Origin of the sequence: Raoultibacter phocaeensis (assembly GCF_901411515.1) — a bacterium.
Classification (GTDB): domain Bacteria; phylum Actinomycetota; class Coriobacteriia; order Coriobacteriales; family Eggerthellaceae; genus Raoultibacter; species Raoultibacter phocaeensis.
Map to the genome: position 1 here is coordinate 763,163 of NZ_CABDUX010000001.1, position 15,992 is coordinate 779,154.

12 protein-coding genes are annotated in these 15,992 nt (G+C 57.8%); 5 read left to right on the forward strand and 7 right to left on the reverse strand.

The genetic code is table 11. The annotated features are described in order from the left end of the window. Positions 1-67: 67 nt before the first annotated feature. Positions 68-1,276, forward strand: coding sequence for an FAD-binding protein (locus tag FJE54_RS03090; protein ID WP_180326525.1), 1,209 nt, complete (start codon positions 68-70; stop codon positions 1,274-1,276). 120 nt (positions 1,277-1,396) lie between these two features. Here the strand turns inward: FJE54_RS03090 and FJE54_RS03095 are convergent, their stop codons facing one another. Further along, a complete protein-coding gene (locus tag FJE54_RS03095; RefSeq protein WP_139651287.1) occupies positions 1,397-1,726 on the reverse strand; it encodes a hypothetical protein in 330 nt (109 codons plus the stop codon). 30 nt (positions 1,727-1,756) lie between these two features. Here FJE54_RS03095 and FJE54_RS03100 point away from each other — a divergent pair, with 30 nt between their 5' ends. Further along, positions 1,757-2,509, forward strand: a complete 753-nt coding sequence (locus tag FJE54_RS03100; protein ID WP_139651288.1) for a hypothetical protein — start codon at positions 1,757-1,759, stop codon at positions 2,507-2,509. 141 nt (positions 2,510-2,650) lie between these two features. On the opposite strand, the gene FJE54_RS03105 is transcribed toward FJE54_RS03100, so the two are convergent. The 6 genes from FJE54_RS03105 to FJE54_RS03130 all read right to left on the reverse strand — a co-directional run bounded on the left by FJE54_RS03105 (position 2,651) and on the right by FJE54_RS03130 (position 11,185). Continuing rightward, on the reverse strand, positions 2,651-3,181 hold the full coding sequence (locus FJE54_RS03105; protein WP_139651289.1) for a hypothetical protein: 531 nt from the start codon (positions 3,179-3,181) through the stop codon (positions 2,651-2,653). Positions 3,182-3,694: 513 nt separating this feature from the next. Beyond that, complete coding sequence (gene hypD / locus FJE54_RS03110) at positions 3,695-4,771, reverse strand: hydrogenase formation protein HypD (protein WP_139651290.1); 1,077 nt, start codon at positions 4,769-4,771, stop codon at positions 3,695-3,697. A gap of 1 nt (position 4,772) precedes the next feature. Beyond that, the gene (locus FJE54_RS03115; protein WP_139651291.1) at positions 4,773-5,072 is read right to left on the reverse strand and encodes a HypC/HybG/HupF family hydrogenase formation chaperone; all 300 of its coding nucleotides are present in this window, start codon (positions 5,070-5,072) and stop codon (positions 4,773-4,775) included. 89 nt (positions 5,073-5,161) lie between these two features. Further along, the gene (locus tag FJE54_RS03120) at positions 5,162-7,699 is read right to left on the reverse strand and encodes a carbamoyltransferase HypF (protein WP_139651292.1); all 2,538 of its coding nucleotides are present in this window, start codon (positions 7,697-7,699) and stop codon (positions 5,162-5,164) included. A gap of 104 nt (positions 7,700-7,803) precedes the next feature. Then, the gene (locus FJE54_RS03125) at positions 7,804-9,546 is read right to left on the reverse strand and encodes a phosphoglucose isomerase-related protein (RefSeq protein ID WP_139651293.1); all 1,743 of its coding nucleotides are present in this window, start codon (positions 9,544-9,546) and stop codon (positions 7,804-7,806) included. Between the two features lie 169 nt (positions 9,547-9,715). Further along, positions 9,716-11,185: a helix-turn-helix transcriptional regulator gene (locus tag FJE54_RS03130; RefSeq protein WP_139651294.1), complete on the reverse strand. Its 1,470-nt coding sequence runs from the start codon at positions 11,183-11,185 to the stop codon at positions 9,716-9,718. Between the two features lie 195 nt (positions 11,186-11,380). Between FJE54_RS03130 and FJE54_RS03135 the strand changes: the two genes are divergently transcribed. The 3 genes from FJE54_RS03135 (at position 11,381) to FJE54_RS03145 (ending at position 15,990) form a co-directional block, all read left to right on the forward strand. After that, entirely contained in the window at positions 11,381-13,063 is a 1,683-nt protein-coding gene (locus FJE54_RS03135; protein WP_139651295.1) for an FAD-binding protein, read from the forward strand. Positions 13,064-13,287: 224 nt separating this feature from the next. Beyond that, complete coding sequence (ngr, locus tag FJE54_RS03140; RefSeq protein ID WP_139651296.1) at positions 13,288-14,058, forward strand: nigerythrin; 771 nt, start codon at positions 13,288-13,290, stop codon at positions 14,056-14,058. Between the two features lie 753 nt (positions 14,059-14,811). Continuing rightward, on the forward strand, positions 14,812-15,990 hold the full coding sequence (locus FJE54_RS03145) for an MFS transporter (protein ID WP_180326526.1): 1,179 nt from the start codon (positions 14,812-14,814) through the stop codon (positions 15,988-15,990). The last annotated feature ends 2 nt before the right edge of the window (positions 15,991-15,992 follow it).

Genomic DNA, 15,992 nt, shown 5'->3' on the forward strand with positions numbered 1-15,992 from the left:
CACGATATCGTACCGCGACTTCAACAACACGCTCGGCAAAGGCGAAAACCAGCCGGCATGGGGCACCGTGCTCCAGCACAGCATCGACATTGCGCAGGAAAACGGTGCGGAATGGCTCTACAGCACCTCGGCTGTCGTGCTCATTCAAAACGACGAAGGCGATGTGACGGGCGCGTACGGCAAAGGTCCCGATGGATACGTGCGCGTGAACGCGGATGCCGTCCTGCTTGCCTGCGGCGACTTCTCCGGCAACGGCGAGATGGTGCTCGCGCTGAACGACGAAGTGCGCGAGCTCGCCGAAGCGAGCGGCCTGGACACCACCGATCCCTCGGGCTTCATGGGCATGGGCCAGGACGGCATGGGCCACAAGCTCGCGTGCTGGGCAGGCGGCGTAATGGAGCCCGGGCCGCGCGCAGCCATGAACTTCGGCAACGGCATGGGGACGCCGGGGCTTACCGCCATCGGCAACTATCCCGTGTTCGGCCCCGACGGCAAGCGCTTCTACAACGATGCGCAGCTCCAGTTCGGCGGCCTCGGTTTCATGGCGCGTCGCGCTCGCGGCGAACTTCTGTGCACCATCGCCGACGGCAAGTGGGAAGAAAACATCCAAAACCAAGGCTACGAGCACAACATGTCATCGACCACCTGCGCCCGCGAATGGGATCTCGTGAAGGAGGATCTGGCCAACTACACAACGGGTCCCGATGGCTTCGAAGTGTACGGATTCACCGGCTACGGTATGAGCAAATCAAAGATGTACGCTGCCGAAACGCTTGAAGAGCTCGCCGATATCCTCGGCTACGAAGGCGAAGCGAAGCAGGGCTTGCTCGACGAGATCGCACACTACAACGAGATGTGCGCGGCGGGCAAAGACACCGACTGGGGCCGCGACGCCGACCTCATGAACCCGCTCGACACCCCGCCTTTCTTCGGTATGGCGGGCAACACCGACAAAGGCCGCATCTCAAGCGGCATGGTACAGATGTCGGGCGTCCTCGTAACCGATAACTTCGAGGTGCGCCGCCTCGACGACAGCATCATCAAGGGCCTTTACGCCTGCGGTAACGATTGCGGCGGACGCTACGCGATCCAGTACCATACGCTCATGGCCGGCAACTCCGTGGGTGTTGCGACCACGCAGGGTTACGTTGCGGGTGAGCACATCGCCCAGAATCTCGAAGCCGACAAGGCGGCGGCAGATGCGTACGCCGAAAAGCTCGCAAAGATGGCCGAAGAAACCGCGAACAAACCGGCTGGTGGCCCTCCCGGGCTGTAAACCTTTAAGTGGCACGTGGACATGCGGTGCACGGAGGCGTGCGCCGCATGTCTGTTGTCCAGAGGATTACGCCACGAACCTGGAAGACGCCTCGCATGGGTCTGCTCGCGGCAAGGAACCTTATATCAAAGCATGCGCCAATCGGTCGAACACCTGCGCAAAGCGCATCCTTCCCTTTTCGGAAAGCCGCACGCTGCTCATTTCGCCACAGTGCGAACATTCTTCCTTGCAGACCAGAAGCCCATCATCAAGCAGCGGGGTGTGTGCTGCTTCGTCATAGGGCACGCTGCCGCATCCACGATACAGCGTGTCAATCTGGTGCCGCGCAGCTCTGACGTGATCATCAAGCCGAAGGACCTCTTTGGTGACAGCTGCAGGATCGTCGCTCTTTGCAAGGTACGTAGCCAAATCGTCCGTATTCGACCAAAGCATGCCATCGAACACCGACATGGTCGATGGCCCGAATGAGAGCATCGCCCCTTGGATTTCTTCGGCTCCTGCCGCGAAACGGAAGACCCGGATGGGGCTTTCCTCAGCGCCTTTTTGGACGAACCGAACCGGAGTCGCAGGTCGAAACTCATGCTGCTCAAGCCAGGAGCATGCAAATCCGAACAACGATGTTGCCTCGTCATCGGGAAGCGCATGCGCGTGCCCTTCCCGCAAAACGAACAACTCGAACCGATCGACTATCGAGCGATTCGCATCGCGCAGGGTTTTCTCAAGCGACTCCTTCGTCTGCCCCTCAACCCCGACAGCTACCTCGATACCTACATTTTTGAGTCCTGCGTTTTCCAGGACGATGTCGGTTTTCTTCATTTCGGTTTCGCCCATTGGCACTCCGAGTGCATCTGCTTCATGCGTATTCGAAGTGAAATACCGAAACTCGAGGCGCGGTTTCCCGAACGCTTTCAGCTCGTTTACCTGACCGATCGAAACGAGACCTGGATCAAATGTAGCGAAGACCGGCGTGTCGGGCTTGATGGTGAACGTTTTCCGCATGTTCGCAAGAAAGTCCCGCAGATCGGCTTCCGGAATCGTGCTGAGCGAACCCGTTCCGAATGTGACAGACGCAATATCAAGGTGCGCGGCCTCGTCGGCGAATCCCTGCATTTCGGCGAGTACGGCATCGAGGTACGAGCGCTTAGCCGCGGGTGGCGTGTTGGGAAACAGGGGTGCATCGTACCAGCTCGCTTCGCCTATGACGAACGGTATGCTGATGAACAGGTTGCATGATTGCATGGCGAACGCTCCTTGTGGATAGACTTTGCACGGTGAAATCGTACAACGGGAACTATCGCCAAAAAGGGGTGGTTTTATCTCTATTGTCGATACAATGATTCTTGCGCTTTGCTTCAGCAGCAGATCAACGCGCTATTACAGCGTCTCATCTGATAATTTCTGAAGAAGTCTTGCGTAGTCGAAAATGACAGAAAGACCTACGAGAATTCCAGCAATAACAAGTTCGCCAGCATTGATAGATACGATTGTGCGACCACCCTGCGAGGGTAAAAGGCCAACCGAAGCTTGACCAAAATCGGTTACCAGAGGGAAGCCAACTGATGCAAATATGCCTATGATAACATCAAGCAGCATTAACAAAGCAGCTATTCGAATGATCCTTGATTGGCGCTTCGAAAACGGATCTTCGCCTTTGCCAAGAGCAGAAAATACGCTGGCCCCTATGAAAAGACAGGCCATCACTATGAGATCGGATACAACGGTAAACAAAACTGCAGCAACATTTTGAGACTCCGTCGGAGTTGCAAATAGTGCAGCCCCTAATTTGATCGCAAGCAGAACAATCACAAAACAAGCAAGTACGATGAGTAAAAGCCGTATGCCTTTGCTTATCTTCTTCAATCGATTGAAGGCGAGCTCTGTTTCTAAAACATCTTCGTTAATCACTGAATCCCTCCAAAGTGAAACCACAAATCAATCGAAACGCAACAAGCTTTAAAAGCCTACGAGAACACTTTATCAGATGCTCATAAAGGCTGTGCAGGAACCAGAAACTGATCCCTGCACAAGTTGGCAAACATATTCAGTCTATTTAAAAACCGATATCAAAACAAATGCTGCCATAGCCAATCAAAGTGCAAGTACCGTACGTTGTCCCATCAGCGTAAAAAAGCATTTTCAACCTCCTAAATTTTCCATCCACCGCTACGAACATACGTTATTAGTATATATCTCCTTGCATACTTCATTCAACGATAAACGATTAATGAAGTACTTTTTTTGAAAAGAAATCTCGACCTAAGAAATCTAGATGCCGACATCAGCAAAGCCGCACAAGCAAAAAACGATGGACGGTCTCAAGCAACCTAATTTCATAATGCACAAATATACATTTGGATTATCAATACATACGTTGCTGGGTTACGCACCACCCCGCAAGCCAGAGTTCAATTCAAATCCCTAATAATACCGATAGTACGCGGCGCAGCTGCCTTCGCTGGAGACCATGCAGGGACCTACGGGATTCTCAGGGGAGCACACTTTGCGGAACAGGGGGCACTCGTTCGGAGCCATGATGCCGCGAAGCACATCGCCGCAGCGGCAGCCTTTCGGGTCTTGCGTCGGCTCGATTGCAGGATCGAAGCGCAACACGGCATCGAACTCGGAGTATTCGGGGCGAATGCGGTATCCCGATCCGGGAATTTCTCCCAGCCCGCGCCATATTGCGGGGCACGTATCGAATACCTCGTCGATAGCCGCAAGCGCCGTCGGATTGCCCTCGGCCATCACGCCGCGAGCGTAGGCGATTTCGATTTCGGAGCGACCCTCGTGAAGCTGGCGCATGATCATGGCCACGCCCTGCAGCACATCCACCGGCTCGAACCCGGTGATCACGCCGGCGATGCCGTATTTCTCAGCCAAGAATCGATACGGCTCCATACCGATGATGGTGCTCACGTGACCGGGAAGGATAAGCGCGTCGACCTTGAGCTCGGGGTCGTTCACGATAGCCTCGAGCGCTCCAGGCATATTCTTGTGTGCAGCGAACACCGAGAAATTCGTAAGCCCCATCGCTTTCGCGCGTTTGATGGACATTGCCACAAGCGGCGTGGTGGTTTCGAACCCGACGCCTACGAACACGATCTCGCGGCCCGGGTTATCCTGCGCGAGCTTCAACGCATCAAGCGGCGAGTAGACGATCTGGATGGAGCGTCCCGCAGCCTGCTCTTTAAGCAGGCTCGACGTCGAACCAGGAACGCGTGTCATATCGCCGAACGTGGCGATGGTCACGTTTTCTTCTCGAGCAAGCGCAATCACCGTATCGATGTCGCGGTTCGACGTAACGCACACGGGGCATCCCGGCCCCGATGCGAGACGGATGCCCTCGGGCATAAGGGCGCGGATGCCGTTGCGCGCGATGGCAACCGTATGCGTTCCGCACACTTCCATAATCGTCGCCTGCTCGGGAGCGAGCGCTTTGATCGAGTCGATGAGGCCGCGCGCGAGGCTCGGATCCTTGAATTGCGAGAGGTCCATGCTACAGCCCCAGCGATCCGAGCGAAGCAGAAGCGCCCGCAGGCGTTTGCCGAGTTTCCTCCCCTTGGGGCACGTCGTCCATCGCGAGCTCAGGGAACTCTTTGATGAGATCGATCGTCTCCTGAGCGAACTGCTCGTCGACCACTTCGATGGCGAATCCTGCATGCACAAGCACGTAATTGTCTACGACGGCCTGCGGGGTGAGGTCGAGCGAAATATCGCGGGTGACACCGAGGATATCGACGGTGGCCATATGGTCGTCTTTCAGCTCGGTGATCTTTGCGGGAATTGCCAGACACATAGCTTGCCTTCTTTCATACAAAGCAGCCGCCGATGCCTCCCGCGTGCAAGCCGCGAGGCGCATAGCGAGCTGCGATACGCGTTCTCGTTTTACAAGCGCAATCCTACCACAGCCTGTCCGAAGGAAATGCAGCCATCGCTCGGCGGCAGATCTCGGTTGACGGCCACCGTGAATCCCTGCTCAGTGAGCGCGGGAATCGCATGCTCCATAAGGTAGCGGTTCAAGAACACGCCCCCCGACAGCGCAATGACATCGATGCCGTAAGTGGCTCGGATCAGGCGCGCACCCTGCACGATCGCCATCACGAACGCATCGTGGAAACGCTGCGCGATCAGGGCGCGCGGAACGCCGTCGGCCAGATCGTCGAGCAGCGCCTTGAACGTGGATGCCGCATCGTAGAGCACGACCGACGTATCGAGCGCCGTACTTTTTGCCGTTGCCGTGTTCTTCACGATGTCGATTGCGTACCGCCCGGAAGCCTCCTGGGGCGATTCGTACGTAGCAAACAGCTCGCCGTTGCCCGATGAAATAGCGGCCTCGAGCAGAATCGCTCCCTCGCCTTCGTACTTCGGTTCGGTGCAGATGCCGAGCATGGCCGATGCTGCGTCGAACAGGCGTCCGACCGACGAGGTGAGCGGCGTGTTCAAACCACGCTCGATCATTTGGGCACACACCTCTGCCGCTTCGCCGAGCCCTTCAATAGCCGCAGACGCAGCGGGATGATCGAGCAGATCGAACGCCCACAGCACGCCGTAGGCCATCCGCAGCGGATTCTTGATAGCTGCCGCACCGCCCGGCATGGGGATGTATGCGAAGTTCGCAAAGCGCTCGTATGCGGAAAGATTGCTCAGCAGCACTTCGCCGCCCCAGATGGTGCCATCGGCGCCGAAGCCTGTGCCGTCGAACGCAAAACCGGCGACGGCTTCGTAAAGCTTGTTCTCCGCCATGACCGATACGATATGGGCATGGTGATGCTGCACCTCAACCACGGGAAGATCCTGCTCATGAGCCCACTTACTCGTAAGGTATTCGGGATGCAGATCGCATGCGATGCGCTCGGGCGTTATCTCGAACAGCCGCTCGTACAGAGCTTTCGCAGCAAGCCACGCATCGTAGGTTTCGGCGTTTTCCATGTCACCGATGTGCTGCGAGACGAACGCCTCGTTCTCGCGCGTGAGACAGAACGTGTTCTTCTGCTCGGGCCCTGTGGCGAAGATCGAGGGGGGGTTGATTGCTGCGGTCGCCGATGGAGTTCCGTCCGCCGAAGCCGAGCGGGCTTCATCCGCCTTATCGGCGCAAGCTTCGCCCGATGCTTCCTCATCGACCGGCCCGCTTGCAAGCTCGGGCAACGCAAGCGGCATCGGCGCGTAGCCACGGGCGCGGCGAACGAACTGGAGCACGCATCCCGCCTGCCCGATATCGAGCACGCGGATTACGGAATCGTCGTAGCGCGCACGGATCGCACGGTTGTTGCCGAGGATCGCATCGGCGAGGGAGCCGAGCACGCGGTACGCTTCGTCGTCGTCGGTCACAATGGGCTCGTCGTGGATGTTGCCCGACGTCATAACAAGCATCCCATCGAAATCGTGAAGCAAAAGATGCTGTACGGGCGTATAGGGAAGCATGACGCCGAGCTCGGCAAGCCCGTCGGCGAGTCCCGGCACGAACGCCGCATCAGGGCGCTTGCGCAGAAGCACAATCGGCCGCTGCGAGCCGGTAAGCAGGCGTTCTTCCGATTCGTTGACCCTGCACACCTCGCGTACCGAAGCGATATCCTTCATCATGACGGCGAACGCCTTGCCCTCGCGGCGCTTGCGACGGCGAAGCTCGGCGACCGCCTGCTCGTTTTCGGCATCGCATACAAGGTGGAAACCGCCCAATCCCTTGACGGCGAGAATCTTGCCTGCACGCAGAAACTCGACGGCTTTCGCGAAGATGGCATCGCTTTCCTCGCGCGTGGTCCCCCATTCGGGGGATGGGTCGCCCGCGCGCGCATCTGCGGGTGCACCTGCGCCGGTACCTTCCGCCCCGGATGCGCCGCCCGCCTCTGTCACACGCCAGCTTACCTTCGGCCCGCATTCGAAGCAGGCGTTCGGCTGCGCATGGAACCGACGGTCAAGCGGCTCGTCGTATTCGCTCTGGCAGCGCGGACACATCGGGAATTCCTTCATCGAGGTGTTCTTGCGATCGTAGGGCAGCTTCTCGATGATCGTGAAGCGCGGCCCACAGTTCGTGCAGTTGATGAACGGATACCGGTAGCGCGGATCGTTGGGATTGAACAGCTCGTGCACGCAATCCTCGCAGGTGGCGAGGTCGGGCGAAATGAGCGTGGTCTTCTCCACCGCGCCCGCGTCTGAAAACCTGATCTCGAACGAATCGAATCCCTCGAGCGGTACCTCCTTCAACTCGATCTCATCGACCTGAGAGGCGGCGGGCGGGTTCTCGGAAAGCTCCAATACGAACTCGTCGAGCAGCTTACCCTCCCCCTCCGCATGGATGAACACGCCGTCGGTGGCGTTGAGCACCCATCCGTTGATCAGGTATTTTTTAGCCATACGGTAGACGAAGGGGCGGAAACCCACCCCTTGCACGATACCGCGTACCTGTATGTCCAATGCCTCGATCATCGCATTACCCTTCTGTTGATCATGGCGCGGCGGCGGTCTTCTGCGCGTTCGCTTTGACAGAAAGCCGAGCGACCAGCCGTCTTATGCAAAGCGGCTGCACCCGCCTATTCGGCCGCTTTCGGGTGCTCGCGCTCGTACTGCTGCTCGAGCTCTTCGAGCACTTCGACCACCAACTCGGAAAGCGCGCGCAGCGTCACGCCCGAATGGTCGGGCAGGTGGATGTGGATGCAACGCCTTCCGCGATCGGCGAGCGTCATGAGATCGCCTGCAGCCTGAGCCTTTGCAAGCGCGCCAAGACTCTCGGCCTCTTGTTCGAGCGGGATGTCTTTCAGTTCGTCCGACGACAGGATGAGGAACACGCCGTCGTTCGGGCCGCCTTTTTGGAGCTGGCCTGTGGAATGAAGGTAACGCGGACCCACTTCGAGGCACGACACGACGCGGCAGGTAACGCCCACGCTGTGGCGGATGGTCTCGAGCGCTTCGCGGCGCCCTTCGCCCGTGAACGGGAGAAACGCGTTGATGGCGAAGTAATCGCCCGGCCGGATGCTCGAAAGCAACGCCCGCACTGCACCGCGCAGGTCGCTCGCATCCGAAAACATCGGCGCGACCGTAACCTCGACTTCGCCCGTATGGACCTCGCCAATGTAGTCCTCGATGAAATCGGGGTCGGGCTGTCCGTCGGCGAGGATGCCGAGTACGGCCTGCTTCGCCGACGCTACGTCGGGCTGGTCGAACGGGCACACGCGCATAAGGTAGCCGCACATGGCGATGGCGTATTCCCACATGACAAAATGCTCGGCAAGTTCGGCCGCGTTATCGATCTTGAAGTTGAGGCGCGGAATAGCGGGGTCGAGGTACGCAAGGCTCATCTCGAAGTTCTTGCGCTCGTCCCACAGATCGGTTTTGGTCTGGTAGACGATGGCCGTGCGATCGCCGGTATCTTTGTTGAGCAGAAGCGCATCGAGTTCGATGTTGGGCAGGATGCCTTGGCCGCCCTTGCCGAGGCTTTCGGCAACGAGCTGCTCGATCCACAGGCCCAGCACCCGCCCGCGCTTTGGAGTGAGAAACGAGAATTTGTTGCGTCCTTGCAGGTAGTTATCGTAGAGAAACGCCGCAAGACCCACCGCGGGGTTGTCGATGGCATCTTCGCTGCAGCGGCGCTCGGCCTCGACGGCATGATCCATGAGCGTATGCAGATCGATGCCCACAAGCGCCGCCGGCAAAAGGCCGAACACCGAAAGCGCCGAGAAGCGCCCGCCTACGGTCGGCTCGCCCGGAAACACCGCAAGCCAGCCTTCCTCTTTCGCCTGTTTCTCAAGTTCGGAACCTGGATCGGTGATAGCCACGAGGCGCTTGACGAATTCCTCGTCGCTGATGCATTCGGAAAGCTCGCTGCGCACGGCGCGCAAAGCAAGACGCGGCTCTATCGTGCCGCCGCTTTTCGAGGAGATGATGAACAGGGTGGTTTCGGGCTTGGCCTCGGCGAGAATACCCCGCACGCGCACCGGCGAATCGGAGTCAAGCGTCTTGAAGGATACGACGCTCGAATCGACCTTGTTGTATTTGGTAATGGTCATGGGGGCCTGCGTGGAGCCGCCCTGCCCGATGAGCACGACGGTTTTGAGCCCGCGTGCGATGGCGTCATCGGCGAATTGCTGAATCTCGTCGAGGGGATACGGGGGGTTGCTGGCCAAATCGGTCCAGCCCATATAGTCAGCAGCGCTTTCGCGCGCTTCATCAGAAAACTCGTAGAGGCTCGCATCCTTTGCAAGAACCCTGCTGGCAACCTTTTCCTTCACCAGCGTCTTTGCAGAGGGGTAGAGCTTCTCAACTTCACCGATTAACATAAGGCCTTCTTTCTGCGAAAGTCCCCCTATTCTATCAGACGTGCTCAGGTTAAGGGTCATCTCCGCATATCCTCCGAAACGAGGGGCATTTTCCTAGTTCTGACGTGGTATTTTATTCGATCGGAGGCAGGTAGGCGAAAAGCGATATCGCTCTGTCATTTTGCCCACCTTACGATGCCGGCTTCCCCGCATCGAGAACTTCAACTTCTCCCCCAACACGGTCGAGGAGCAGATACAATTCCGCTTGCGAATGCACATCGAGTTTCGCATAGAGATTCCTCATGTGGGTTTTTACCGTCGACTGGCTTACCACCAGCTTCTTTGCGATGTACGGAGCATGGTATTTCTGAGCGAGCAACCCGAGTATCTCTTCCTCGCGCGCCGTCAATCCGAACCGTTTGGCGAGGACGGCGCACGAATCGCTCACGTCTTCCCGATCGGCTTTTGCGCCATCCGAATCAAACCGGCTTGTTGCCGTATTTTTCTGAATCACGAGAAACGCAAGCACGCCTCCCCCGATAAACGTCACGAGGACGATCACCGAGGCGATCGCCGCGAACACCGCCGGCGGCAGCACTGCATACAGCGCCGAGAATGCCGCCCGCGAAAAGATCATCAAGGCGAAGGAAAGCAAGAGAGGAAGGAGCGGGTTTCTCGTCTCTGAAAACAGAAACGGCGTCGCGAACAGATAAAACAGTGTAACCTTGTACGTAGCATCGACAATGAGAAGGTAGATGAACCACAGATCGGCCGATGCTTGCGACGCGTAGAACGCAAGAAACGTGATCGGTAGAACGAACAGCTCGAACACGAGCACGAAGTTGCGGTTCCACACACGAAGCACGACGAGCAGCGCTACGATTCCAGCGACGATCACCCCGCACCCGATGCTCAGCTGAATGAGAAACGAGACGAGATAATCGCCCTGAAACGGCATCCAAGCCGATTGGATCGAGACAAAGGGTCCGCGGCACAGGAGCGGGAGGGCTATCAGGCCGAAGGCAACAAAAACTTGCTTCTTGCTTTCACTCGAAAATCTCGGCAGATACTGCGAGAGTTCGGAATCGACGCTTCGGTGCGCCTCATCGTCGCTCTGCGTTGTCTTCGGTTCGTAAAGAACGAAGCATGCTCCCGCAACGATCGGCAGAGCGCATACGGCGAGATACGAGAGAGACTTGTCGAGAACCGAGAGGACAAGCGTTATCGCACCCGACGAAAGGCACGCGAAGGCGAACACGAAGGCGGCCCGCCGAGCGCCTAGTTCGACAAACCGCTCTCCCCAGAAGATGAGAAGGCACGCGCTGCATATCCGGTAGAGCGACTGCGCAACCAGAACAGCTGCTTCGCCGGGCAAAGCACCGTTTGAAACGACAAGAAGCGTGCATACGAGGGCTCCTAGCGCCACTACCGTGCGAACTATTCGAGATGACGACAGGCGCAGCGTTCTCTTTTTCCCGTACAGCACGGCGAGAACGAGGATGACCGCCACTTCGATGAAGTACGGCATTGGCGCGAACATGGAGAAGGTAACCGGGTGAACCGCCGGCATCCGCTGTATTTCGAGGACGAGCAGTGCGCAAGCGAACCCGGCTATGGCGAGCCCAACGCGCGGAGTCGTGGCGAAAAAGCGTTTGATCATCTTTCCTCCCACCGTCATATATACCAGAAAACCCCGTCCGTTTCGAACGGTGCAATCAACTTCATACCGTTTGTGGTAGGAAAAAATCTGCAGCGCTTGATAGCTTTGAAAGCGGGTTCGGACCTTCAATGCGCGAATGGCACCGATGGCCGGACTCCCACATCATGACAGGCATTGCACGAGGAGGGAAGTTTCATGGAACTCAATCGACGTGATTTTCTCAAAGGCGCTTTGGTGGCGGGAGCCGCTGCCGCAGGGGCAAGCATGGTTGCTTGCGCGCCCGGCGAAAGCAACGCAGCAAACGGTACGGAAGCGGGGGAAGCAGCTCAATATCCTGACGGATTGATTGCTCAGGATTTTGAAGCATCAGCAGTAGAAATCGCACCCATTACCGAATTCTCTGAGGAGAAAACCTTCGACGTCGTGGTTGTCGGAGCCGGCACAGGCGGTGTTCCCGCAGCGCTTTCCGCACTCGAGGAAGGCGCGAGCGTCGCGCTTTTGCAGAAGGAGTCGAAAGCCATCGCGCAAGGCGGAACGTGTTCGGGCGTCCTGCTCGACGAAAGCGACGAGCAAGGTGTGGCAAACTACCTGCAGGGGTATCTGGAGGACTGCCGCTGGCGCGCCGACCGCGGGCTCGCCGAAACCTACTGCAAGTATTCGGGGGAAGCGATTCGCTGGCTGCAGGTACGCAGCGCAGCAGCTGGATTCCCGCCCTATAACGTTCGCCCCACCGCGGTTACCACGTACGACGACGGAAGTGTTTGCTCGCGCCGCAGCATCATGTTCGGACCGAAGCCCTACAACAACGGAACCATGGTCGAACACCTCGCCGATTACGCTGCCGAACAGGGCGTCGAGATATTCTACTCGACCCCCGGCGTGCAGCTGATCGTCGACGATTCGGGTGCGGTCACGGGCGTTGTGGGCAAATCGGGCAGCAACTACATCAAGTTTAACGCCACCAAGGGTGTAATCCTCTCAACCGGCGATTACCAGAACAACCAGAGCCTCGTTGAGCGGTATTGCCCCGACGTGAAGGAATTCGACCGCAAGCAAGTCAACAAAACGGGCGATGGCATTCTCATGAGCATGGCGATCGGAGCAGGCTTCGTTCCCGTCGGACATTCGCATATGATGCACGACTTCGATTCGGGCCCGATGTTCAACGAACCGTTTCTTTACGTCAACGAAAACGGCGAGCGCTTCATGAACGAAGACTGCGTATTCGAAGAGATCAACTGCGTTCTGCGCAACCAACCGAAACCGGGTTGGTACTCGCAGATATTCGATGACGATTACTTCGAGACGGTAACCGAATGGGGCGGCAAGCCCACCGAGAAAGAGAAGATGGAACCCTACATGCCCGATGTCGAGATGGACCGCTCGGCAGAAAGCGGCGCAAACGTTATCGAGGGGCTCATCGACACCTATCGCTGCGACACGCTTGACGAGCTCGCCGAAAAGCTCAACATCCCCGCCGACGCGCTCAAAAAGTCGGTCGAGCGCTACAACGAGCTATGCGACGCCGGTTTCGATACCGATTTCGGCAAAGCTCAGAAGTATCTTAAGAAGATCGAGAAAGCGCCGTTCTGGGGCATCCATAAGCATGTGCGCGTCTCCGCCCTCTGCGCGGGCGTAACGGTAAACGAGAACTACCAAGCGCTTTCAAAGGAGGGTGCCGTCATCCCCAACCTCTGGGTGACCGGGTTCAGCGCAGGGCAGCTCTGCGGCTCACCCGACTGGTCGATGTACCAAGGCGGCATGTCTGCCGGCCACTGCGTTATGACCGGGCGCATTTGCGGCATTCAAGCGGCAACGGGCGGAAAGCTCGAAGCTTCGAAACCGATCACCGAAGAGGATGTTTTAGCTATCGCCTAACCTTTGCACCATCATGATCGCAAAGCCCGAACCCTCGTACGGTTCGGGCTTTGCCTTTTTCAAGAAGCCTTTCAAAACCCCGAGTTCTCAAAGCCCGTTGCAAAATCTTCTTTATTAGGTTTACTTTCTATTTAGTATTTGATACTATTTAAGCCGCACGACGCCAGAGCAAGAGGAGGCCTTGGCGAGACGAGGCGGATATCCGCCAAAGGGAGGAGCACTACATGGCAGACGTATCAAGACGATTGTTCGTAAAAGGCGCAGCGCTTGGAGCAGCGACGCTTTCCACCGCAGGCATTCTTGCTGCATGCGCATCGGAGGCAAAACCCGCCGCCGAAGAGCCGAAGGCCGACGCCGAGCCTCAAACCCAAGCCCCCGCAGCCGATGTGCTTACGCCAACCAAAGCACCGAGCGCCGATACGGCGAGCAACTTCGAAGCGATGCCCGACAGCATCACCACCGTCGGCACCACCTACGAGAACCTGCTTGCTGCCATCGAGGGCGAAACGGGTGCCACCGCGAAGTACACCGCCTATGCGGAGGCCGCCGATAAAGAAGGCTTCGATCAGATCGCGCGCCTGTTCCGCTGCACGGCCGATGCCGAGAAGATCCACATCGAGCTCGAGTACAACCTCGCTAAGGAGATCGATCCCGCTACCGAGAAGCCCGAGCCCCCTACCATCGAGCCGCACGGGTCGGGCGTGAACCTCATCTCCGGTGCGAACGGCGAGATCTACGAGACGTCCGACATGTACCCCTCGTTTATCAAGAAGGCCCAGGAGGAAGACAACCAGAAAGCCGTGCAGGTGTTCACCCGCGCGAAGCTTGCTGAGGCCTATCATGCCGAGCGGTACCTCGATGCGTACAACACCATCGACACCCCGTCCGACGATACGTACTACCTCTGCCCCATCTGCGGCTACATTCATAAGGGCGAGAACTTCACCGCGTGCCCCATCTGCCTGGCACCCAAGGAATCGTTTACCGCGTACTAGGGTTCACGAAGTCAGCGTCTCGCCAAGGAGCGTTTGACACGATACTACCGACCAGTAAGCCGGAGCCTGCATCTCGCAGGTTCCGGCTTTTTAGCGCATGTCGAGAACCGACAAGGCCTAGCACGAGGTCGGGCGCGGAGATACGCAGGTTGCAAGAACCGTTTCACGAGAGGCTGCCGCAACAGGGCTGGAGCTTTTGAGCGGATACGCCAACTCGCTCGTCGACGGAGGACTTTCATGTTCCCGGAATCTGGAATTGCGGCACAAAATTGGAGGTTTGACAAAACAGTATTACCTTACGCATACTGCATCCGATGCTCGCAAAAGATGATCAGGCATTATAATGCTTGGTGATCTGAAACTAAAATGCATGATATTCTCTAATTGTCAAATCTCGGATTTTGTGCCGCAATTGGCTCTTTCAGGAACATTCCTCGGAGTCTGATAAAGCGCAGGCGCACGCGCTCGAAAGCCGGGCAGCGAGAGAGAAGAGGCGCCCAGAGCCATGCTGCGCACCAGCGCCGTGTCTCTTCGGATGCCGGAAAGGGTCCGTGGGTTATATACCCTTTTGCCCTTGCCACCATACCGACAGCCTGCAAGCGGATCTGGGTCCGCCGAGAACAAGCCTGTCGGATTGTGACCGCGCTTCACAAAATGGCATCGTGGGTGGGATCCTTGAAAACGGCGCGTGGAAAGACATAAGCAGGCACTATAATCAATCGCATCTCGATACGCAGCGCAGGAAGGAACGCCGTGACGGGCACGGGAAAGGCACAAACGCTCTGGACGAAAGACTTCGTCTTGATCGCCGCAGTCAACTTCCTCATTTTCTGCAGCTGGCAGGCATTGCCGTTCGTGCTTCCCGTTTACCTGCAAGAGCTCGGAGCCGACGATGTCGTGCTCGGCTGGGTTACCGCAATTACCACCATCTCGGCGCTGCTCGTCAGACCGTTTTGCGGCATCATCCTCGATCGATTCGGTCGCAAGGGGATATTCCTTGCCGGCATCGCGTTCATGGGCCTTGCTTCGGCAACATTCGCCTTCATTCCCGTTATCGGCATCATTTTGGCTATGCGTTTCGTGCACGGACTCGCGTGGGGCATCACGAGCACGTCAAGCTCAACGGTCGCAAGCGACATCATCCCGCCGAAGCGGTTTGGCGAGGGCATGGGGCTATTCGCACTTTCGGCAAGCCTCGCGTTTGCCATCGCGCCCGGCGTGGCGCTCGAGAGCTTCAACGTCGGCGGCATCGTACCCGTTGTGGCGATTTCCGTTGGAGCACTCGCCGTTGCGTTCGTGTTCGCGTGCCTGCTTCGCTACCGCCCCATCGAGAAGAAGGCGACGCTTCGTCTTGAAAGCATGCTTAATCGTGCATCAATTTTGCCAGCCGCCATCATGTTCTTCCTTGCAGCCTGTTACGGCTCGCTGGTCACGTTCCTCGCCGTTCATGCAGCAGCGCAAGGCGTCGAGAACGTCGGCTTGTTCTTCACCGCATACGCCGTCGCCGTAGCGCTTTCGCGGCCTTTTCTCGGGCGGTTCGTCGATCGCAAAGGCTATGCGATCGTGCTGCTACCAGGTGCCCTCCTTGTCGCCGCTGCACTTGTGCTGCTGTCGCAAGCCGACTCCCTACCCCTGTTTATATTCACAGCGCTGCTGTACGGGCTCGGATTCGCAGCGTGCCACTCGACACTGCAAACGATGGCGGTTGCCGATGCGGCACCCGAGCATCGCGGTGCCGCAAACGCGACGTTTCTTGTCGGATTCGATTGCGGCATCGGCGCAGGCTCGCTCGTTGCAGGAGCACTCGCAACCGTGGCGGGGTACGCGGGAATGTACCTTTGCTTTGCCGTGCTGCCGCTTGTGGCAGCGGCGGCGTTTCTCACGTTCGCACGCAAGCGTAAGCCGCCGAGTTTGAAAGAGACGAGCGGCTAACG